Source organism: Rhodococcus sp. AC861 (assembly GCF_979256035.1).
Map to the genome: position 1 here is coordinate 845,657 of NZ_CEEDMW010000002.1, position 19,702 is coordinate 865,358.

The window sequence follows — 19,702 nt, forward strand, 5'->3', positions numbered from 1 at the left end:
CCGGCAGCGCGAATGAACTATTTCCAGATCTGTGCGCGCTGCGCGACGCGGATCGACGTCGGACCGCGTCCGCAACAGTGGTGTCCGGTCTGCCGAGGGGTGTTGCTCTCGCCCGTGCCCGTGGGCCAGGTTCCTACCGGGGTGCGTCGCAACTTCCGCTGGGTCGCCTCGAGTCCCGTGCGCGCACGCCGCACGCGGGTCGTCCGGGCACCGTCGCCCACACCCCGCTACGACACGATGCCGACGTGGGGCCTGCCGGTCGTCGGCCGAGCGACGGTCGAACCTACCGAGAGCGCTGGGGACCGACTCGCGGGCCGCGTCACGTCGATGGTGAGCGTGGCGTTCTTCCTGTTCGTGGCCGCGGCGCTCGCGGAGTTCGCCCGGTACGCCGTGTTGTTGGTCAGCCGTGACTCGCTGATTCCGGCCGCCGTCCTCGCTCTGTCGGACGCCGCTGTCTGGTGCCTGTCCTTCCTGTCCGTGGGCGTGGGTCTGGTGGCCGCCGTCGCAAGCGTGGCGTGGCTCGTCCGTGCCCGGCGCAGCGCGTACGCAGATCGGGGCGAGGTGGATCCTCGACGACCACGCACCCTGTTCGCCGGATCGCTGATACCGCTGGTCAATCTCGTCGCCCCCGGTGTCTTCCTCACCGAACTGGCACGCGTGAGCTCGCAGCGATGGTCGCTCGAACGGGTGCTTCCCTGGTGGTGGACCGCGTGGATCGTCAACTGGCTCATGCTGGCGGCGACGCTCGCCTTCCGCGTCGCGGACGGTATCCAGGCCCGTGCCAACGGTGTGCTGGCAACTGCGCTCACCGACCTGGTCGCCGCCGGACTCGCGGCTCTGACACTGGTGCTGATCCGCCGATCCGACGGCCGCACCGTGCGCGGTGACGACAGAACGCTCACACGGTGGACGATCGCACCGGATCCGGTGGAGCTCACGCGATGAGCGTCCTGCCGCTCGTCGTCGCACACCGGGGAGCGTCGGGTGCACGGCCGGAGCACACCCTGGTCGCGTACGAGCAAGCTCTGCGGGAGGGTGCCGACGGCGTCGAGTGCGACGTGCGGTTGACCCGCGACGGCCGAGTCGTCTGCGTGCACGACCGGCGGATCGACCGGACGTCGTCGGGGTCGGGGATCGTCAGCACGCTGACCTACGACGCCCTGGCCGGGCACGACTACGGAACGGCCGACGACCCGGCGCAGGTGCTGCTGCTGTCGGATCTCATCGACGTCGTCATGTCGTGGAAGGCCAAACCCGCCAAGATCTTCATCGAGACCAAACACCCCGTCCGCTACGGCGGGTTGATCGAGAACGCCGTGCTGGCGGAACTCCACAGGTTCGGAATCGGGCGTCCGGGCTCGGCCTCGATGTCGCGAGCCGTCGTCATGTCCTTCGCTCCGACGGCGGTGTGGCGTGTCCGGCGCTCGGCCCCGATGTTGCCGACCGTGCTGTTGGGCACTGCGTCCCGCTACATCGGCGGCGGAGCCGCGACGACGGTCGGAGCCACCGCGGTGGGGCCGTCCATCAAGACTCTGCGCGAGCGACCGGCGATGGTCGATCACGCTGCAGCAGCCGGTCGCGCGACGTACTGCTGGACGGTGAACACCGAGGAGGACGTGCATCTGTGCCACGACCTCGGGGTCCGGTGGATCGCCACGGACCACCCCGGTCAGGCTCTTGCATGGTTGGACGACAGCCTCACCCGGTAGGTTCGACCATCGTGGGTAAGAAGAGCAAGAGAAACAGTGGTCCGAAGCCCGACAGCCGACGCGCCGAGCTGCTCGAACAGCGCCGCGTCGAGCGTGAGGCGTTGTCCTCCGCTCCCGTTCGGCCGTTCGAAGGCCTGGCGTTCGAATGCGACATGGTCGCCATGCGGGAGTTCGTAGCCTCCGCGACGGCAACGCTGCCCGTGACGGGGAGCGAGCGGCCGGTCACCCTGGCCACCGTTCTCCCGGGTGCCGTGGCCGCCTTGGTGCGTGACGACGAGAAGCAGGATGCCTTCGTCGCGATGCAGGTGCAGACGTTCTCCGAGGACCTGTCGGCCGATCTCGCCGCGGCCGTCGAATGGACCGCCGGTGCGACACCGGGAACGTCGTTGGCAGCGTCCGCGCCGTCGGAGACCACCGCGCGCCTGGTCGACCTGGTCGATGCCGGGTCGCCGCTGGAGATCACGGTGCACAAGGACTTCTCGTGGTGGATCCCCGAGGGGGCGAGCCCCGATCCCGAGGTCGACGCGACCATCGAGCGCGCGAACGGTGCGATTCTCCCGTCGGCACGGATCACCGCGGACGGTGTGTCCGCAGCATGGTGGGTCGACGCCGGGGACAAGGCGCACATCCGCTGGGTCCGTCCCGAGGACGAGGACCAGCTGATGATCGCCCTCGCACGCCTGCAGTCCGAGGGCGCGCTCCACGTGGGCGAGGGCTCGCGCTTCGCCGGGTCGTTCCGCACCCACGGGCTGCTGGTTCCGGTGTTCGACCTCGACCCGGAGGTCCACCCGGACGAATGGGCAACGGGCACAGCAGAACTGGGTAAGCGACTGGACGAGACACTGGCCGACACGTCGGAGCTCTCCTCCGAGCAGCGACGCGCCCGGGACGGCTTGCGCAGCCGTCAGGTCACTCTGCGCTGACCGTCAGGCGAGTCCCCCGGCGATCTTCGGCGCGTTGCCGCCGCCGCGGGACTCGCTGGTCATCTCTCTGGCGACGAAGTCCTCGATGTGGAAGAGGTTCTGCGCCGCGCGATCGACGATGGTCAGCAGTGTCGTCATCGACGCCACTTCTTCGATCTGTTCGCCGAGGAACCACTGCATGAACTGCTCGCCGAGGTAGTCCCCGGTGTCGCGGGCGGTGCGGGCCAGCGTCGTGATCTGGTCGGTGACCTTCTTCTCCTGCTGCAAGGCGAGTTCCACCGGTTCGCGCACCGTGGCGAAGGTCGTGACGACGTCGTCCACTCCGGGAACCTGGACCTCGAGGTCGTTGTCGAGCAGGTACTGGATCATCATCATCGCGTGGCCGCGCTCTTCGTCCGCCTGCGCGTAGAACCTGGCGGCGAGCTGCGGTAGATCAGCACCGTCGAAGTACACCGCGATCGCGATGTACTGCTGCGACGCCGTGAACTCGTGGCGCACCTGTCGGCGCAGGAGTTCGTGGAATTCGCTGGTCCCTCGGTCGCGGCTCATGACGACACACGGTACTGGGTCGGGTGCCGGACGTGGGTCGCGTGTCGTGCGGCACCCTCGGCCCCGGTCCGCGATCTGCTCTCATCCAGCCCCGGCGGGTGGACAACTTACCGGTGAGTAAGAAAGTCTCTCCCCGACCCCGCTGCCCGACGCGAATGCCGCGTGACCTGCGCCGGGGCGGGGAGAGACGTCATGGAGCTGGACCGCAGGCAGTTTCTCCGCGCGATGGGTGTGGCGGGTCTCGTGGGAGCCGCCGGGACGGCGGCGCAGGGTTCGTCCGCGGCTGCGCCCGCACTCGACGGTGTCTACCGCACGTTCGTTCCCGAGCTCTTCGCGCCGGTCGATCCCGCTCCTGAACATTCCGAGGCGCTGGTGGTGGGGTCCGGATTCGGCGCCGCCATCACCGCCGCACGTCTCGCGCGCGCCGGGGTGCAGGTGACCGTTCTCGAGCGGGGATCCCAGTGGCCGACCGACCCACGGCGGCAGATCTTCGCCAACGACGTCGCTCCGGACGGCCGAGCGTTCTGGCGGCGCGGCGGTCTCGCGCCAATGACCGGCCTGCCCATGGTGCCGACGGATCAGTTCGGTGGAGTCTTCGACGTCACCGAACACGGCACGATCGACGTCTGGTGCGGGGCCGTCGTCGGCGGCGGGTCGATGGTGTTCACCGGGGTGATGATCGAACCGGAGCGACGGTTCTTCGAGGCGATCTTCGGTGGCACGGTGTCGTACGACGAGATGAACTCGGTGTACTACCCGCGCGTCCGATCGGAACTGCGACTGTCCTCCATGCCGGACGACATCTACGAGTCGACACCGTTCACGCATTCGAGAGTGTGGGACCGCCAGGTGCGGCGCGCCGGCTACACCCCGGAGCGCATCGACGGCATCTGGGACTGGGACGTCGTCCGAGCCGAACTGTCCGGGCGCTCGCGGCCGTCCGCGGTGATCGGGGAATCCAACCTCGGTAATTCCAACGGTGCCAAGTTCGACCTGAACCGCAACTATCTGGCCGCGGCGCGGGCCACGGGCCGCTGCACCGTCCACCCCCGCCACGAGGTGACCGCGATCGAGCGCGACTCCGGGGGGCGGTACGTGCTGACCGTGGACGTGCTGGATCCGTCGGCGCAGGTGATGTCGACGAGGACCCTCACGTGTGACGACCTCTTCCTCGGTGCCGGGTCCATGGGCACATCCAGGCTTCTGGTCCACGCACGGGACACCGGCCGCCTGCCCGATCTCAACGAACATGTCGGACAAGGATGGGGGACCAACGGTGACGCCGCGTTGGTGCGCGGCATGTCCCCGGACGGGATCGGCATCGTGCAGGCTTCACCGTCCGCATCGCGCATCTCCGACGATTCCGGCGCGCCCGTGACCCTGGAGAACTGGTACGTGCCCGGCTCGCCCGTGGACCTGACGCTGATCGGGTCGCTGGGCATGGTCATGGACTCGACGCGCGGATCGTTCGCCTGGGACGAGGCGACCCGTTCGGTGCGGCTCGACTGGCCCGAGAGCGGCAATCGAGCCGTCGAGGACGCACTGCGCCCGGTGCACGACAGGATCGCGCAGACTTCGGGTATCGGTGTCGGCTATCCGCTGTTGCGGGTACCGGACGTGAACACCTCGTTCACCGCACACCCGCTGGGCGGCGCGGTCATCGGACGTGCAACCGACGATCACGGGCGCGTCGTCGGCTACGACCGTCTCCACGTCGTCGACGGTGCGTTGGTCCCGGGCAGCACCGGCCGCGTGAATCCGTCGTTGACCATCAGCGCGCTCGCCGAGCGCAACATCGAGAGGATCATCTCCGATCGGTGACCTGCGGTCAGCCGCCGCCGATCAGATCCGGAGGCAACTGCTGATCGTTCGCCAGGAGGTCGAAGAACCGCGACGCCTTCTCGCGATCGGACAGCAGGACGTTGCCGGAGCCGTCGACGTCCTCGAAACCCGAGACCGGGATGGTCGTGGTCACCATCTCTCCGCGCAGAGCCCAGCCGAGGGACGCGAGATTCCAGATGTGGTCGCCGTCGTCGACCTGCAGGGACCGCACCACACCGCGAACCAGGGGCACGGCGCGGAACGGGTTCAGGAACGTCGACGGGCCGGTCGCCTTCGACAGCAGCGACGACAGGAACAGTCGCTGGTTGTTCATCCGGTCGATGTCGGCGAGCGCCGTGGCCCGGCTCCGGACGAATCCGAGAGCCTGCGGTCCCGACAATTCCTGGCACCCCGGCCGGAGATCGATTCCCGCCAGCGGGTCGACGATGTCGTACGGGACGCAGATGTCGACGCCGCCGATCGCATCGACCATGTCCGCGAATCCGCCGAACCCGACCTCGGCGTAGTGGTCGATGTGCAGCCCGGTGACACCTTCCACCGTCTGCACCAGTAGTGGCGCCCCGCCGAGGGAGAACGACGCGTTCAGCTTGTCCTCGCCGTTCCCGGGAATGGGTACGTACCAGTCACGCGGAAGGCTGACCATCGTCGTGGGCCCGCTGGACGGGATGTGGATGAGCAGGATCGTGTCCGTGCGGCCGGCGCCGATGTCGCCGCCGGTAGCGAGGGCCGCTTCCTGTTCCGGCGTCAGGCCCGTACGGCTGTCCGATCCGACGAGAAGCCAGTTTGTCCCTGGTGTGTCGCCGGGTCGGCCGTCGTAGTTCGCCAACGCGTCGACACGTGAGAGGGATGTGTCCGCCCACACGGCTCCGCCCACGAGGAGAAGAAGGACGACCAGGAGCCCGATACCGATGCGTCGACCCCACCGTGGACGACGTCTGCGCTGCTGCGGTGGAGTGGGTGGAGGCGCGGGTGGACCGGTCCGCCGGGGCGGCGGCGGTGCGTATGCCCGCGGGTCCTGGCGGGGAGCGTCAGTCCGTCCCTGCTGCGGGACGGCCGACCAGGCGCGCGGATCCTGCTGGGGCGGATGGTGCCGGTCCGGTCGTTGCTGGCGGGTGTTGTCCGCCCAGGAAGGGGGCGTGCCGGCACGACGTCGGACGACGGGAGGCTGTTCCGGGCCCGGACGTCCCTGCCCCGTACGACTCGGTGGCGGCCGCCGCCGGGGGTCGTACGGAGGTTGCTGGCTCATCCGGCGACTCTAACCGGCCGGTCCGTCATCCCGGCAGCCATGAAACGTGGTCGCGCAGCGCGGCGAACCCCACGAAGGCGACGACATCGATCAGTGCGTGCGCGACGACGAGCGGCCACAGTCGGCCCGTGCGCTGGAAGTACTTGCCGAAGATCAGTCCCATGACGAGGTTGCCGACGCCGGCGCCGAAGCCCTGGTACAGGTGATAACTGCCCCGCAGCAGAGCCGATGCGATGAGCGACCTGTTCTCTCCCCAGCCCAGCGCGCGGAGCCGTGAGATGAGCCAGGCGACGACCAGGACCTCCTCGGCGACGGAATTCGCCACCGCCGACAGCGTCAGGGTGATCGGACGCCACCAGACGTCGTCGATGGTGCTGGGCAGGACGGTCACGTTCAGGTTCAGTGCGACGGCGGCGAGGTAGAACAGCAGTCCGGGGATGCCGATCAGGGCGGCGAGTCCGACGCCGTGCAGGATGTGGGGCCGTAGCCGCGGTCGAGCGAATCCGATGGCCCGCGGCCCGATTCCGCTGCGCCACAACAGGTACAGGCCCAACGCGCCCCACGCGAACAGCCGGACGGCGCCGAGGATCTGCCGGAGGAAGTCGATCGGCCCCAGTGTCGACTGTGGAACGTTGATCGCCACGGTCTGCTGGGACAGAGCGCCCTGTTCCATCGCGCTCTCGATCAGCGACAGGATGCTGGACAGGCCGCTGAGTCCGAACGTGAACAGCAGGACGACGACGATCTCGATCCGGATCGACCGGGGCGACTCGGTGACAGGTGGCTTCTCCGGATTCACTCCGTCGATTGTGCCCGTCGGTGGGTCAGTGGTGATCGCGCGCGCGGAGCCCGTTCATGAACGGGCAGCCTGCGAGCACGCGGAGCGCCTTGCTCAACTCGGTGACGTCGTCGACGGGGGAGGCGAAGGGGATGCGGACGTCGTGGTCGTCGGACGGACCTTCGACTCGGATGCCGACGCCGTAGCGGTCGATGCTGAGGGGGCGGGGCCGGCCCGTGCGCAGTGACGGCGGGAGGCGTCGCGCGATCTGGTGCACCATGTCGGAGTGGTCGCTGTCCAGATGCTGCAGCCATCCGCCTTCCACCTCCCAGAACGGGTCGGGCTCGGCTGCCATCAGGTCTCGGACGGACAGCGGTTCGGCGCCCGTGGCGTCGGCGACGACGACCGATTCCAGGATCAGGCGCAGCAGGACTCCGCTGTGTCCGACGTCGAGAAGCCCCGCGTGCGGGTACTGCGAGGCGACGGCTGCTGCCACGGCGCGCTCGGCGTTGTCGGGAACCCGGCGGAGCTCGCCACTCAGCCAGACCAGCGAACGCACGGGTTCCCGCAGGTCGAGGGGCGCGTGGTCGGTGAGTTCGAGGACGGCCGGAACGCCGGCCGAACCCGCCTGGAACGTCACGGCGCCGACGGTGCTGTCCGCGGGCACGACCATGACGATCTCGCCGGGCGAGCGCAGGAAGTGCATCGTGGTGGCGACCGGGGCGCTTCCCTCCACTGCGAGCACCGTGTGTTCGGCGCGCAGGCACACGCTTCGGACGCGCTCGGCAGTGGACGGGACGGTGGTGACGACACCGTTCATGACGGCCCCCTCGGTCTGTGCGGTCGAACTCGGATGTACTTAGGTAAGGGTTAGCTAAGCAGCCACGGCGCGAGTGCGCAAGACGAAGAAACTAGACTGACTGCGTGCCCACGATGCTGACCCTGGGTGTCCGCCCACGCCGAGACCCCGAGGCTCTGTTCGCAGGGCTCCTCGTCGCCAACGCCCCGAACGTCCCGGCCGAGCCGCATTCCATGATCGGGTCGACCTGCATCGCGGCCAGTGCGGTCGGCGCATCGGACGACGTCTCGGACAAGGTCGTCACTCTCGACATCGCTCCGTCGCTCTCACCCCCGCCCGCCCGTGCGTACCTGGTGCATGCGACCGGTGAGCAACTCGACGATGCGATCGCGCTCGACACCGGATCACCCCTCGTCGTGTTCTGCTCGGGCGGTGACGTCGTGGAGACGACGGCGACGATCGATCGCGCGGGTCATCACACGGGCATCGACTTCGGCGCCGACGAGGACGTCGTCGCAGATTCGCTGGCCGTGGTCGCCCATGCCGAGCACGGGTTCTTCGCCGCAGCATCCGACGCGGCCGGAGTGCTCGCTGTTCTCGCAGGCACGGTCGCCGCTCTGCGCGGCGACGACGTCCGCGCCGCGTTGCGCGCACCGGACCTGCAGAAACTCGTCTCGCTCCATCCCGATGCCGCCGCAGCGACCCGCGGTGTCCTGCTCGGCATCCTGGTCCCCGACGCACCGGGTATCGCCGCCACTCTCACCGAGCGCGTCGCCGGCGCCCGGCACGAAGGCTAGACACGTGCGGAGTGTCGAGAACGGGCCTCCCACCACACGGAACGCGTAGCGTGGCGCACGTGCGTATCGCCTATTTCGGACCGTCGGGAACGTTCACGGAGATGGCTCTGGCCAAGCTCGAGGGGGACGGCGTGTTGGGCGACGACGTCGAACGCGTCAGTGCGTCCAGTCCGCCCGCGACCCTGGACCTCGTGCGGTCGGGCGATGTCGACGGTGCCGTCGTGCCCATCGAGAACTCGGTACAGGGGTCCGTTCCGCCCACCCTCGACGCGCTGGCGACGGGTGACCGCCTGCAGATCATGGCGGAGACCGAGCTCGACGTGTCCTTCACCATCGTCGCTCGCGCGGGAACGTCGCTGGCCGACGTGCGGACCGTCCGGGCCTACCCGCACGCGGCCGCCCAGGTGCAGCACTGGATCGCCTCGGCGATGCCCGACGCACAGGTCGAGTTCGCCTCGTCGAATGCCGCTGCTGCCGAGGATGTCTCACTGGGATTGGCGGACGCCGCCGTGTCCACCGGTCTGGCAGGCAAACGCTTCGGCCTCGAGGTGCTGGCCGCCGACGTCGCCGATGTGCAGAACGCGCGCACGCGCTTCGTCTACGTCACTCGTCCCTGCCCGCCGCCGGCGCCGACGGGCGCCGACCGCACCGCCGTCGTGCTCACTCCGCCGGACCGGCCGGGCACCCTGGTGTCGGCGCTCGCCGAGTTCAGCACCCGTGACATCGACCTGACGTTCATCGAATCACGGCCGCTACGAACACATCTGGGTACCTACCGCTTCTACATCGACTGTGTCGGACACATCGACGATGTGGCGGTCGCGGACGCCCTGCGCGTACTCCACACCAAGGCCGATGCGCGCTTCCTGGGATCGTGGCCGAGCGCACACGTCGCTGCTGCCGCGAACCGTCAGACCGACGACGTGGGTGGTCACGACTGGGTCGACGCGCTGCGACGGGGAGACCGGTGAGCGGGCGACTCGTCCTCGTTCGGCACGGCCAGACGCACTCGAACGTCGCGCGTAGGCTCGACACACGCCCGCCCGGTGCGGATCTGACGGAACTGGGTCACCGGCAAGCCCGCGAGTTCGCGAGCACTCTCGACGTGGAGCCCGCAGCCGTCGTCTCCTCCATCGCACTCCGAGCGCGACAGACCGCGCAGTACATCGCCGATGCGGCAGGTGTGGCGCTGACGGTGCGCGACGGTCTGCAGGAAACGTTCGTCGGCGAGCTCGAGGACCGGAGCGCCGAGGAAGACCACGCGCGCTTCACCGAGGTCTACCGTTCCTGGTTGGACGGGGACCTCGACTCCCGGATCCCCGGTGGGGAGTCCGGTGCCGAGGTGCTCGCGCGGTACGTTCCGGTGCTCGACGAACTTCGGGCGACTCATCTGACGTCGGACTCGTCGACCGTGTTCGTGGTCAGCCACGGCGCGGCCATCCGGCTCGTCGCGGCGGTTCTCGCCGACATCGATCGCGATTTCGCGTCGGACAATCATCTGGACAACACGGGAACCGTCGAACTGGTTCCTGTCGAAGGTGATTCGCGCTGGGAGTGCGTTCGCTGGGGTACCTACACCCCGCCGTTCGAGACGAAGGGCAGCCGGACCCCCGACGACCCCATGGGCTGATGCCTCGGTGCGACCAGGTGATCCGGGGGAGACGACTCAGCTGTCGCAGCGCTGATCACTCCCCGCACTGCACTGGTCAACCGTGGCAGCGTGCCCGACGACAGCGTGGTCCAGGAGTGTCCGTCCGCGTCGGACGACGTGCTCGCCAGGATGCGGCCGGAGGGGCTGTCGTACACCGCCACGACAGGTCCCACTCGGACGGCCGGTCCCGAACCGTGCATGAGTCCCACGATCTCGACATGGCGGGTGCACTGCGGAACGAGCGTCGAAAGCCGTTCCACGACAACAGCGGTCGCGTCGTGCACCGTGTCGAGCAGTTCGCCCTGCAGCGTGCCTAGCGCGGAGACGAGCGTCCTCGCCGAGTCGCCGTGCCCGGCATCGAAGGTCATCGAACCGCCGGATCTGGTTGCCCACACGGACACGCCGGTGTGGTTGCCGCACAGGCTGTATCGCGGCTCCGCACCGTTGCCGGGATGCGAGACGACGCGAACCTCGACCGACCATGAGGGCGACGTCACGGTCGTGAGCACGCCGAGCAGGCGACGCTGCACTGCACCGGTCGGTGTCAGCAGTCCGCGCACAGCGAGGCCGGCTCCGTCCCCGACGCCCGGAGGGGTCGGGCCGAGAACGGTAGGAAGCGGGCCCAGACGGGCGTGGCCGAGGACGTAGCCCAGCTCGGCGATATCGAGGGTGATCGGTCCGTCGACGTCGGGCGGACCACCGAGAACAGGTGCAGTCACGACCGCGCTCCGATGACCGCCGGGACGACCGGTACGCCGTCGTCGATCTCGACCACCGACGGGGCGGTCCGGCGGCCGGTCACGGTGTCCTCCTCGTGTCGGACACCACCCGTCGGCAGTCCTGCGCCGAAACCCGCGCGGGACGACGATTCGCCGAGCACCGTGGTCGAGCCGGCGTCGCCGATGACCTCGTTCCCGATGACGCTCGACGTCGCGAACGCTGTGCGGCCGGGGGACGCAGCTCCCGACGACACACCGGACATTCCCCCGGCGGACGACCACCCGGCCGGGCCGGTCGGTGCCGCGTTCGGCGCGGGAATCGGCGAGATACAGGATCCCGTCGTCGTCGACGGGCCGGGTGACGAACCCGAGGTCACCGCGGATACGACGTGCGACGGAATCTGCTGAGCGATCGACGCCGCATGGGTCGTGGCGGGCTCCCGCAGACCCTCGACTGTCTTCGTGAACACGCCGGGAGTTCGCTCCGACATCACCGGGTCGGACCCGCGAGGCGCGAGGGAGTCGTCCCGTTCGCGTTCTTCCGGCTGTGCCGAGACGTCCTTGTCGACGTGTGCGAGGACCGGCGTCACGGTCGGGCCGGCGGGTGCTGTCACGGCTGTGACGATCTGCGGTGGAGCGTCGAACGCGGCGGGAAGTGCGAGGTGGGCCGAGGCCGCTTCGTACGACTCCATGACGAGTGCCGCTCGCACATCGAGGGCGGCATCGGCGGCGTCCGCGGCCTGCGCTGCACCAATGAGCGCGCCGCCGACGGCGTAGGCGGTGGTACGGCCGGCTTTCACGGCGGCGATTTCCGGAATCGACGGCATGACCGCGAGCGCGGTGGCGACGGCAGCGGCCTGCGCTGTGGCCCGCGCCGAGACAGATGCGGCGTGCTCCGCCGCTGCCGTGCTCCATGCGGCGAAGGAGGTGAGTCCGGCCGATGCCGCGCCGGCCGCATCCCCGCTCCAGGTGACGGTGAGTTCGGCGGTGACACGGGCGACCGTCGCGGCGGCATCGGCCACCGCGGCGGCGACGCCGCCCCAGGCAGTACCGGCCGCCAGCAGCGGCACCGGACCGGCGCCGAGGGACAACGCGGCGGAGTTGACGGTGGCAGTCCTGGGCAGCCAGAACACGCCGGTGGGTCCGGCGGTCATGCCGTGCCGCCGGCCGACAGTGCGGACGAGAAGGTGGAATCCACGATGTCGTATCCGGCCGCTTGAGCCCGCAACGCGGCGGCGGCCTCGTGCAGTTCTGCGACGGACGCCGCGACGGCGGTGTCGAAGGACTGCGCCGACGACAGGAAATATCGGGCGGCGAGCAGTGACACCTCGTCACTTCCCGACGGTGGGGGCCGCATCCCCACAGCCGCAGCGGTGACCGACGCCGCCAGGCGCGCCGCCGCCGCATCGAGTTCGGCAGCGCCCGACAGCAGCGCCTCGGGATCGACGAACACATGGCCCGGCATGGAGGTCTCCGTTCACATCGCTTCTGATCTCGATGCTTGGACGCACGGACCGCCGGTTCGGTTCCGGGCCCGCCGAACGGTCTAGCCGAACCCCAGTTCGTGGAGCCGGTCGTCGTCGATACCGAAGTGGTGGCCGATCTCGTGCGCCACCGTCACGGCGATCTCCCGGCGGGCATCGTCCTCGTCGGCGGCGATGTCGAGTATGGGGAGCCGGTAGATGGTGATGACGTCGGGAAGGTCACCGCTGTAGTCGAACCGCTCGGTCAACGCGACACCCTCGTACAGGCCCAGCAGGTCTTCCGTCGGATGCTCGTCCTCGACGAGAACCACGACATTGGACATGAACGACGCCAGCTCGTCGGGAAGGGAGTCCAACGCGTCGCCGACAGCGTTGTCGAATTCGGCCTCGGTCATGGTGACGGGCACGTCACGCTCCGGGCAGAGGCGATGCTCCGGGCAGGGGAACGGGGAGGCTGCGGCCGTCGGGAACTGCAGGCGGAGGAACCGGAGCGGCACCGTCGATGGTGATGTCGCCCTTGGCCGACCCGACGATCGACGCGAAGCCGCCCGACTCGACCTCCTTGCCGATGGAGCAGCTGACCTTCTTGCTGCCCGCGAGCCAGCTCGATGCGTCGACGTTGTCCCAGAACAGGGTCAACGTCTTGTTGCGCAGCGCATCGGGGCTGCCGAGATAGGCATCGGAGGCCTGCGTACAGGTGGGTTCGAGGTACTTGTCCTGCTCTTCCACCGAGGGAAGCCCACCGGGGAACTGCGCGGCGAGGTCCACGACGGACACCACCTCGAAGGCGTGCGGCGCACTGCAGTCGATCGGATCGGTCGGAACACCGGCCTCGACCCCGACGCAGCTGCCGGTCTCCCAGACCATCGACTGGTCCTGGTCGGCGACACTCCCGGTCATGACCTGCAGGGCGCTGGTCGCGCCCGTCTGCTGGATGCCGCAGCGGATCGCACGCTCGCCGGCCGCCCAACCGGCCTGACTCGGGAACATCAGGCCCACCGAGTATTTGCCGGTGGGGTCGAAGCGACCGCCGGTGTAGTCCTGCACGGCGGTCTCGCAGTGCTCGTCGCGCAACGACGCGAACCTGGCGGCATCCGGGTAGGGCGCCCCCGTCGCGAACTCCGCGACCGGATAGACGCCGAGGTCGATCGTCTCCGCGACTTCGAAGCGGTGCGGTTGCGCGCACGTCACCTCGGCCAGATCCTGTCGGTCGGTGTCCGGGTCGTCCGTCGGGGTCCACTGCAGGCAATCTCCGGCGTCGGACGAGCCGAACGACGTCGTCGACGCCGTGCCGACCGTGCCCTGCGCGGACGGCGTCACCAGCTTCTCGCTGCGATCGAAGCCTCCCGAGACGCCGATCGTGATGGCTGCTGCTCCGATGGCGCCGATGGCGACCAGCGCGAGCAGGCGTCGAGCTTTGGATGCCTGGACGGTGCGCGGCTGGTCGGAAGTGTCGCCCGACGGCTCGGAAGTGTCGCCCGACGGCTCGGGGGCGGTCGCATCGGTCGTCGCCGGGACCGGGGTGGTCTCGGCGTCGTCCGTATCGGACGCGCTCACGGTGGGGTCATCGGGCGTGGAAGACATCGACTCCATCATGCCTGCCGGTAGGTTCGGACGGTATGAGTGGTGCGATTCCCGACGACGCCGGCCTCGAAGCAGGCATCGAAGACCTCGCGACGCGCGTCTTCGACATGGCCCGCGGTGGTGACGCCGCGGCGCTGGCCGCCTACGTCGACGCCGGCGTTCCGGTGAACCTCGCGAACGATTCCGGCGACACGCTGGTCATGTTGTCGGCCTATCACGGGCACGCCGATGCGGTGATCGCTCTGGCCCACCGCGGCGCCGACGTGAACCGACCCAACGACAAGGGCCAGACACCGATCGCGGGGGCCGTCTTCAAGGGCGAGGACGACGTCGTCCGTGCGCTCGTCGACGCCGGCGCCAATCCACACGCGGGCCACCCGACCGCAGTCGATGCCGCCCGGATGTTCGGTCGCGAGGACTACCTGGTCATCCTCGGAGTCGGCTGAGCGTCCGACCCCAGTAGGCTCACTCCCCGTGATCGACCTCAGAGTTGTCCGCGAGGACCCCGACGCCGTCCGCCAGTCGCAGCGCACCCGGGGCGAAGACCCGTCCCTGGTCGACGCGCTTCTCGACGCCGACGCCTCACGCCGCGCCGCGGTGCTGGCCGCGGACAACCTGCGTGCCGAGCAGAAGGCGCTGGGCAAGAAGGTGGGCAAGGCCTCGCCCGAGGAGCGGCAGGAACTGCTGAAGGGCGCATCGGAGCTGTCGGCGCGAGTCAAGGACGCCGAAGCCGCGCAGAACGCTGCCGACGCCGACCTCGACGCCGCGCACCGCGCGATCTCGAACATCGTGCAGGACGGAGCTCCCGCCGGCGGCGAGGACGACTTCGTGACCCTCGAGACAATCGGGGAACTCCCCACCATCGAGAACCCGAAGGACCACCTCGAGCTCGGTGAGTCGCTCGGCATCATCGACATGGAGCGCGGCGCGAAGGTGTCCGGCGCACGGTTCTACTTCCTCACCGGGTACGGCGCGCTTCTGCAGCTCGGACTGTTGCAGTTGGCCGCGCAGCGGGCCGTCGCCAACGGTTTCACCATGGTCATCCCGCCTGTCCTGGTCCGTCCGGAGATCATGGCCGGAACCGGTTTCCTGGGCGCGCACTCGTCGGAGATCTATCACTTGGACGACGACGACCTCTACCTCGTCGGTACCTCGGAAGTACCGCTGGCCGGCTACCACTCGGGCGAGATCATCGACCTGAACTCGGGACCCAAGCGCTACGCGGGATGGTCGTCCTGCTTCCGTCGTGAAGCGGGGAGCTACGGCAAGGACACCCGCGGCATCATCCGCGTCCACCAGTTCGACAAGGTCGAGATGTTCGTCTACACCCGTCCCGAGGACGCGGATGCCGAGCACCAGCGACTGCTCGGCTGGGAGAAGGAAATGCTCGCCGCGGTGGAGCTTCCGTACCGCGTGATCGACACTGCCGGCGGTGACCTCGGTTCGTCGGCCGCGCGCAAGTTCGACTGCGAGGCATGGCTTCCCACCCAGAACACCTACCGCGAGCTCACGTCCACCTCGAACTGCACCACGTTCCAGGCGCGTCGACTCGGTGTGCGGTACCGGGACGAGAACGGCAAGCCGCAGACGGCCGCGACGCTCAACGGCACCTTGGCGACGACTCGGTGGATCTCCGCGATCCTCGAGAACCACCAGCAGCCCGACGGCAGCGTCAAGATCCCGGCTGCGCTCGTACCGTTCGTCGGCACCGACGTCCTGCGTCCGCCGAACTCTTAGCCGTACTGCACGTGAACGCACCCGATCGTGACTGGATCCGCCATTTCGCAGGTTTCCGATCGATCGGGTGCGCTGACGTGCATCGTGAGGCCGAGAATCAGCAGTGCGGGTTCGCTACTCGTCGCGTGTCGGCGGTTCGGTGACGAGGACGTCGTCCGCCGGCAGCGGGACGGCGAGTTCCACCATCCGCTCCGGATACGACGGGTAGGCGGGACGGATCCAGACCTTGGTGTCGTCCAATTGCGTCATGACCATCCGGCGCCACTGCCATTCCGGTGTCGCACGCCGGAGATCCAGCTCGCTGACCAGCGGTAACGGCGCACGCGCCCAGTAGGGAACGGACAGCGAACTCAGCCCGCGCGCTTCGAGAACGTCGATCGCCGCCTCGAGCTGCACGTCCTCGGCGATCACGTGGCCGACAGGGTTGACGGCGTCCACGAGTTCGCCGTCGTCGCGAGCCATGTCGGAGACGGTCCACCCCACGAGCTCCCCGTCCGATGCTCTGGTCACGGGGAGTCGGCTACGCCACCGGTCGATATCCACTTCCTCGACGGTACCGATGTCCGCGTCGGCTCACGATTCCCAGGACCGCGCCAACTTCCGTGCCGAGGCGATGATCGCGCGTGCCTCGTTCCGGTCGACGCGTGCCTGCAGAAGTGCGCCCGAGCTCATCGTCACCAGGATGCGAGCCCGATTCTCGGGATCGTCGTCACCGCGGTTCACCAGGGCGTCGGTGACGGCATCGGTCAGTCGCCGACGGTAGGCGTCGACGACGGCGGCGAGGGTGTCGTCGTGCGCGGCGGATCCCGCCGCGGTGTTGACCAGAAGGCAGCCGCGACGTGGTGAGTCGGCATCGAGGGCGTCGAGTTCCGAGTCCATCGACGCGAAGTAGGCGTCCAGACCGTCGTCGGTCCGCAACAGGTCGAGTCGCGGCGCCACCACCGTGTCCAGATAATCCTGCACCGCAGCGTCGAACAGGCCGCGCTTGCTGGTGAACGCGTGATAGATGCTGGATCGGGACAGGCCGGTCGCCGCCTCGAGTTCGGGTAGGGACGCGCCATCGAAGCCGTTGAACCAGAACACGTCTCGCGCAGCAGTGATGACTCGCGCGGCGTCGAACGTCGCTCTCCTACCCATCTGTCACCCTTCGTCGGTGAGGCGTACGGTATTTAGTGTACCGAACGATCCACAAAAGGAGCATCGACGTGAAAAGCACCCAGATCCAGCTCGTGTCCCGCCCCATCGGGTGGCCTACTGCCGACAACTTCCGGTCGGTCACAGTCGACCTTCCCGACCTCGAGCCGGGCCAGGTGCGGGTCGCGAACGACTTCATGTCGGTCGATCCGTACATGCGCGGTCGCATGAACGACGTCAAGTCGTACGTACCGCCCTTCGCTCTCCACGAGACGATGACCGGTGGCGCCGTCGGCCGAGTCCTCGAGAGCCGGTCGGACGACGTCGCTGTGGGGAGTGTCGTGGTGCATCAGCTGGGGTGGCGTGACATCGCGCAGGGAGAAGCCTCGAATTTCCGTACGGTCCGTGAGATCGACGGCGTTCCGACCTCGGCCTACCTGGGAATCCTCGGTATGACGGCCCTGACCGCGTACGTCGGATTGCAGGACGTCGCCCAGATGAAGCAGGGCGACACGGTGTTCGTGTCGGGCGCTGCCGGAGCAGTGGGAAGCGCGGTGGGCCAGATCGCCCGCATTCTCGGCGCCGGACGGGTCATCGGCTCTGCGGGCTCGGCGGAGAAGGTCGACCTCCTGACCGGCAAGTACGGCTTCGACGCGGCGTTCGACTACAAGCAGGCCCCGGTTCGCGACCAGCTGCGCACAGCGGCTCCGGCCGGCATCGACGTCTACTTCGACAACGTCGGCGGCGACCACCTCGAGGCCGCCCTGGATTCGTTCAAGGACGGCGGACGCGCTGCACTGTGCGGCGCGATTTCTGCCTACAACTCCGTGGGGGCCACTCCAGGACCGGACAACATGTCGAACATCGTGACCCGAGGCCTCACGCTGCGCGGCTTCACGGTGGGCAACTTCTTCGACAGGTTCCCCGCCTTCGCCGAGGACATGACCGCATGGCTCACCGACGGCAGGATCAGTTACGACGAGACGGTCGTCGACGGGATCGACCGTTCGGTCGACGCGTTCCTCGGCATGCTCCGAGGAGAGAACACCGGGAAGATGGTCGTACGGATCTCCGCTGCGCGGTAGTGCTACCGCTACGCTGCTGTTTGTGGAACCTGTCTATCGCACCATCATCGGCATCGCCCGCACGGTCTTCGCTGCTCAGGGCCTGAAGTTCGACGTGACCGGCGCGGAGAACATTCCCGCGCAGGGCGGTGCGGTGATAGCGGTGAACCACACCGGATATCTGGACTTCACCTACGCCGGCCTCCCCGCACGTAAGCACAAGCGGTACATCCGGTTCATGGCGAAGAAAGAGGTCTTCGACAACTCGAAGTCGGGCCCGATCATGCGGGCGCTCAAGCACATTCCCGTGGATCGCGGCGCCGGCGCCGAGTCGTACAGGTCTGCAGTGGACGCACTCGCGCGCGGTGAATTGGTCGGCGTGTACCCGGAGGCGACCATCAGTCGAAGCTTCGAGATCAAGGACTTCAAGTCCGGAGCAGCTCGGATGGCGATCGAAGCCGGGGTCCCGATCATCCCCATGGTCATCTGGGGAGCTCAGCGTGTGTGGACCAAGGGGTTCCCGAAGCGTCTCGGCCGCACGAACACCCCGATCACTATCAGGGTGGGTGAGCCGATCGCAGCAGATACGTCCGCCGGCGAGCTGACCACACACCTGCGCACGACGATGCAGTCGATGCTCGCCGAGATCCAGAACAACTACGAGCACCCCGCCGGTGAGTACTGGGTACCTGCCCGTCTCGGGGGGACAGCCCCGACCCTCGAGGAAGCCGACAAGTTGGATGCCGTCGACCTCGAGGCTCGGATGGCAGCGCGAGACGAGCGCAAGCGCGCCTCGGACTGACTAGCTGTTGGGGCCGGCGATCTCGAGCGCGATGTTGTCGGGATCCCGGAATTCGAGGATCGCCATGCCGGCGTCACCGAGATCCTTGACCGGCTCGTGGGCGATGCCGAGCTGGTCCAGGAGCGCAGCGGAGTCGTGCAGATCCTGCATGGAGGCGACGCTGAAGCTCAGATGATCGAGCCCGGCGCGATCCTCGCCGAAGGTGTCGTCGCTCGGCGCGGTGGGACGAAGTCCGAGTAGACCGCCGGCGAACTTGTAGATGACACCGCCGAAGAGGAAGCCGAGGGCTTCCTTCGTCTCCGCGTCCGGGTTCGGCGGCAGCTCGAACGCCACCTCGAAGCCGAAGACATCGTCGTAGAACTTCTTCGATACCGCGATGTCACTGACCGTCAGGCGTACGTGGTTGTAGTCGACTGCTGCGATAGGCATGTGTTGCTCCGATTCCGGTGCACCTGTCGACGCGACCGTCGAGCCGACGTGGGCGCACACACGGGGTATTCGTGGCCATGCATGAAAGCGATGTCCGGAGGATGTCGCAGAAGAATCGCCGTTGACCTGGCGATTTGCATCTCACGAATCACTCGCGTAACTTTCTTCGAGTCAGAGCGACACGGACACCGACCGAAGGCCTTCAGGGGCTGGGCGAACGAGGTGGGACGGAGTCGCATGGCCGATCGGACAGAAAAGGTTCGTCTGCACGTGGTGTAGGCTGAGCGTACAGTCCAACTTCCTGATCCATGTGGTGCCTGGTGTTTGACTCGGGTGTTGCGGTGTGGTTAGGCTGGAACGGTTGCCCCGGATCCTCCTGCTGTGTGTGGGTGGTGGTGGTGTGTGCGTGTTCTTTGAGAACTCAACAGTGTGTCGATGAATGTCAGTGCCAATAT

General features: G+C 68.1%; 23 protein-coding genes. 11 read left to right on the forward strand and 12 right to left on the reverse strand.

Translation table 11 applies throughout. From position 1 onward, the window contains the following. Positions 1 to 12: 12 nt before the first annotated feature. The 3 genes from AC0IX4_RS09415 to AC0IX4_RS09425 are packed head-to-tail and all read left to right on the forward strand — an operon-like array spanning position 13 to position 2,632. On the forward strand, positions 13 to 945 hold the full coding sequence (locus AC0IX4_RS09415; protein ID WP_056074257.1) for a DUF4328 domain-containing protein: 933 nt from the start codon (positions 13 to 15) through the stop codon (positions 943 to 945). Further along, entirely contained in the window at positions 942 to 1,709 is a 768-nt protein-coding gene (locus AC0IX4_RS09420) for a glycerophosphodiester phosphodiesterase family protein (RefSeq protein WP_042573578.1), read from the forward strand. Before AC0IX4_RS09415 ends, AC0IX4_RS09420 begins: the two co-directional genes overlap by 4 nt. 11 nt (positions 1,710 to 1,720) lie before the next feature. Further along, positions 1,721 to 2,632: a DUF5926 family protein gene (locus tag AC0IX4_RS09425; RefSeq protein ID WP_042573534.1), complete on the forward strand. Its 912-nt coding sequence runs from the start codon at positions 1,721 to 1,723 to the stop codon at positions 2,630 to 2,632. Between the two features lie 3 nt (positions 2,633 to 2,635). Here AC0IX4_RS09425 and AC0IX4_RS09430 read toward each other — a convergent pair whose 3' ends face one another. Next, the gene (locus AC0IX4_RS09430; RefSeq protein ID WP_042573535.1) at positions 2,636 to 3,181 is read right to left on the reverse strand and encodes a ferritin; all 546 of its coding nucleotides are present in this window, start codon (positions 3,179 to 3,181) and stop codon (positions 2,636 to 2,638) included. A gap of 192 nt (positions 3,182 to 3,373) precedes the next feature. Between AC0IX4_RS09430 and AC0IX4_RS09435 the strand changes: the two genes are divergently transcribed. After that, the gene (locus AC0IX4_RS09435) at positions 3,374 to 5,002 is read left to right on the forward strand and encodes a GMC oxidoreductase (protein WP_471828779.1); all 1,629 of its coding nucleotides are present in this window, start codon (positions 3,374 to 3,376) and stop codon (positions 5,000 to 5,002) included. 7 nt (positions 5,003 to 5,009) lie between these two features. Here AC0IX4_RS09435 and AC0IX4_RS09440 read toward each other — a convergent pair whose 3' ends face one another. Genes AC0IX4_RS09440 through AC0IX4_RS09450 form a run of 3 tightly spaced genes read right to left on the reverse strand, consistent with a single transcriptional unit; the run spans position 5,010 to position 7,867 of the window. Continuing rightward, the gene (locus AC0IX4_RS09440) at positions 5,010 to 6,269 is read right to left on the reverse strand and encodes an LCP family protein (RefSeq protein WP_082518455.1); all 1,260 of its coding nucleotides are present in this window, start codon (positions 6,267 to 6,269) and stop codon (positions 5,010 to 5,012) included. A 25-nt stretch (positions 6,270 to 6,294) separates the two neighbouring features. Beyond that, positions 6,295 to 7,068 (reverse strand): CPBP family intramembrane glutamic endopeptidase, encoded by a 774-nt coding sequence (locus AC0IX4_RS09445; RefSeq protein ID WP_235579597.1) that lies wholly within the window; start codon positions 7,066 to 7,068, stop codon positions 6,295 to 6,297. Positions 7,069 to 7,093: 25 nt separating this feature from the next. Next, on the reverse strand, positions 7,094 to 7,867 hold the full coding sequence (locus AC0IX4_RS09450; protein ID WP_042573537.1) for a DUF2470 domain-containing protein: 774 nt from the start codon (positions 7,865 to 7,867) through the stop codon (positions 7,094 to 7,096). A gap of 104 nt (positions 7,868 to 7,971) precedes the next feature. On the opposite strand from AC0IX4_RS09450, the gene AC0IX4_RS09455 reads away from it, so the two are divergent. Genes AC0IX4_RS09455 through AC0IX4_RS09465 form a run of 3 tightly spaced genes read left to right on the forward strand, consistent with a single transcriptional unit; the run spans position 7,972 to position 10,273 of the window. Then, the gene (locus tag AC0IX4_RS09455; protein ID WP_471828780.1) at positions 7,972 to 8,643 is read left to right on the forward strand and encodes a hypothetical protein; all 672 of its coding nucleotides are present in this window, start codon (positions 7,972 to 7,974) and stop codon (positions 8,641 to 8,643) included. Positions 8,644 to 8,702: 59 nt separating this feature from the next. Next, positions 8,703 to 9,614 (forward strand): prephenate dehydratase, encoded by a 912-nt coding sequence (pheA, locus tag AC0IX4_RS09460; protein WP_471828781.1) that lies wholly within the window; start codon positions 8,703 to 8,705, stop codon positions 9,612 to 9,614. Further along, complete coding sequence (locus AC0IX4_RS09465; RefSeq protein WP_471828782.1) at positions 9,611 to 10,273, forward strand: histidine phosphatase family protein; 663 nt, start codon at positions 9,611 to 9,613, stop codon at positions 10,271 to 10,273. The genes pheA and AC0IX4_RS09465 overlap by 4 nt, the downstream gene beginning before the upstream one ends. On the opposite strand, the gene AC0IX4_RS09470 is transcribed toward AC0IX4_RS09465, so the two are convergent. The 5 genes from AC0IX4_RS09470 to AC0IX4_RS09490 form a co-directional block, all read right to left on the reverse strand. Beyond that, positions 10,216 to 11,013, reverse strand: a complete 798-nt coding sequence (locus AC0IX4_RS09470) for an ESX secretion-associated protein EspG (RefSeq protein WP_471828783.1) — start codon at positions 11,011 to 11,013, stop codon at positions 10,216 to 10,218. The two genes, AC0IX4_RS09465 and AC0IX4_RS09470, sit on opposite strands and share 58 nt — an antisense overlap. Next, positions 11,010 to 12,167: a PPE domain-containing protein gene (locus tag AC0IX4_RS09475; protein ID WP_471828784.1), complete on the reverse strand. Its 1,158-nt coding sequence runs from the start codon at positions 12,165 to 12,167 to the stop codon at positions 11,010 to 11,012. The genes AC0IX4_RS09470 and AC0IX4_RS09475 overlap by 4 nt, the downstream gene beginning before the upstream one ends. Continuing rightward, positions 12,164 to 12,478: a PE domain-containing protein gene (locus AC0IX4_RS09480; RefSeq protein WP_471828785.1), complete on the reverse strand. Its 315-nt coding sequence runs from the start codon at positions 12,476 to 12,478 to the stop codon at positions 12,164 to 12,166. Before AC0IX4_RS09480 ends, AC0IX4_RS09475 begins: the two co-directional genes overlap by 4 nt. An 81-nt stretch (positions 12,479 to 12,559) precedes the next feature. Then, positions 12,560 to 12,904, reverse strand: coding sequence for a metallopeptidase family protein (locus AC0IX4_RS09485; RefSeq protein WP_471828786.1), 345 nt, complete (start codon positions 12,902 to 12,904; stop codon positions 12,560 to 12,562). Between the two features lies 1 nt (position 12,905). After that, on the reverse strand, positions 12,906 to 14,054 hold the full coding sequence (locus tag AC0IX4_RS09490) for a septum formation family protein (protein ID WP_471828787.1): 1,149 nt from the start codon (positions 14,052 to 14,054) through the stop codon (positions 12,906 to 12,908). 62 nt (positions 14,055 to 14,116) lie between these two features. Here AC0IX4_RS09490 and AC0IX4_RS09495 point away from each other — a divergent pair, with 62 nt between their 5' ends. Both AC0IX4_RS09495 and serS read left to right on the forward strand, forming a co-directional pair. After that, positions 14,117 to 14,527 (forward strand): ankyrin repeat domain-containing protein, encoded by a 411-nt coding sequence (locus AC0IX4_RS09495; protein ID WP_471828788.1) that lies wholly within the window; start codon positions 14,117 to 14,119, stop codon positions 14,525 to 14,527. Between the two features lie 28 nt (positions 14,528 to 14,555). Next, positions 14,556 to 15,818, forward strand: coding sequence for a serine--tRNA ligase (gene serS, locus AC0IX4_RS09500; RefSeq protein ID WP_471828789.1), 1,263 nt, complete (start codon positions 14,556 to 14,558; stop codon positions 15,816 to 15,818). Positions 15,819 to 15,932: 114 nt separating this feature from the next. Here serS and AC0IX4_RS09505 read toward each other — a convergent pair whose 3' ends face one another. Next, positions 15,933 to 16,328, reverse strand: coding sequence for a hypothetical protein (locus tag AC0IX4_RS09505; RefSeq protein WP_235579598.1), 396 nt, complete (start codon positions 16,326 to 16,328; stop codon positions 15,933 to 15,935). A gap of 63 nt (positions 16,329 to 16,391) precedes the next feature. Then, on the reverse strand, positions 16,392 to 16,955 hold the full coding sequence (locus AC0IX4_RS09510; RefSeq protein ID WP_471828790.1) for a TetR/AcrR family transcriptional regulator: 564 nt from the start codon (positions 16,953 to 16,955) through the stop codon (positions 16,392 to 16,394). 62 nt (positions 16,956 to 17,017) lie between these two features. Between AC0IX4_RS09510 and AC0IX4_RS09515 the strand changes: the two genes are divergently transcribed. Both AC0IX4_RS09515 and AC0IX4_RS09520 read left to right on the forward strand, forming a co-directional pair. Beyond that, complete coding sequence (locus AC0IX4_RS09515) at positions 17,018 to 18,037, forward strand: NADP-dependent oxidoreductase (protein ID WP_471828829.1); 1,020 nt, start codon at positions 17,018 to 17,020, stop codon at positions 18,035 to 18,037. Positions 18,038 to 18,059: 22 nt separating this feature from the next. Beyond that, positions 18,060 to 18,818, forward strand: coding sequence for a lysophospholipid acyltransferase family protein (locus AC0IX4_RS09520; RefSeq protein ID WP_042573546.1), 759 nt, complete (start codon positions 18,060 to 18,062; stop codon positions 18,816 to 18,818). Here the strand turns inward: AC0IX4_RS09520 and AC0IX4_RS09525 are convergent, their stop codons facing one another. Then, positions 18,819 to 19,247: a VOC family protein gene (locus AC0IX4_RS09525; protein WP_471828791.1), complete on the reverse strand. Its 429-nt coding sequence runs from the start codon at positions 19,245 to 19,247 to the stop codon at positions 18,819 to 18,821. Positions 19,248 to 19,702: the final 455 nt, after the last annotated feature.

Coding starts and splice junctions, on each gene's coding strand:
- AC0IX4_RS09415 (WP_056074257.1), top strand. CDS start 13: ATGAACTATTTCCAGATCTGTGCGCGCTGCGCGACGCGGATCGACGTC.
- AC0IX4_RS09420 (WP_042573578.1), top strand. CDS start 942: ATGAGCGTCCTGCCGCTCGTCGTCGCACACCGGGGAGCGTCGGGTGCA.
- AC0IX4_RS09430 (WP_042573535.1), bottom strand. CDS start 3,181: ATGAGCCGCGACCGAGGGACCAGCGAATTCCACGAACTCCTGCGCCGA.
- AC0IX4_RS09435 (WP_471828779.1), top strand. CDS start 3,374: ATGGAGCTGGACCGCAGGCAGTTTCTCCGCGCGATGGGTGTGGCGGGT.
- AC0IX4_RS09440 (WP_082518455.1), bottom strand. CDS start 6,269: ATGAGCCAGCAACCTCCGTACGACCCCCGGCGGCGGCCGCCACCGAGT.
- AC0IX4_RS09450 (WP_042573537.1), bottom strand. CDS start 7,867: ATGAACGGTGTCGTCACCACCGTCCCGTCCACTGCCGAGCGCGTCCGA.
- AC0IX4_RS09475 (WP_471828784.1), bottom strand. CDS start 12,167: ATGACCGCCGGACCCACCGGCGTGTTCTGGCTGCCCAGGACTGCCACC.
- AC0IX4_RS09480 (WP_471828785.1), bottom strand. CDS start 12,478: ATGCCGGGCCATGTGTTCGTCGATCCCGAGGCGCTGCTGTCGGGCGCT.
- AC0IX4_RS09495 (WP_471828788.1), top strand. CDS start 14,117: ATGAGTGGTGCGATTCCCGACGACGCCGGCCTCGAAGCAGGCATCGAA.
- AC0IX4_RS09510 (WP_471828790.1), bottom strand. CDS start 16,955: ATGGGTAGGAGAGCGACGTTCGACGCCGCGCGAGTCATCACTGCTGCG.
- AC0IX4_RS09525 (WP_471828791.1), bottom strand. CDS start 19,247: ATGCCTATCGCAGCAGTCGACTACAACCACGTACGCCTGACGGTCAGT.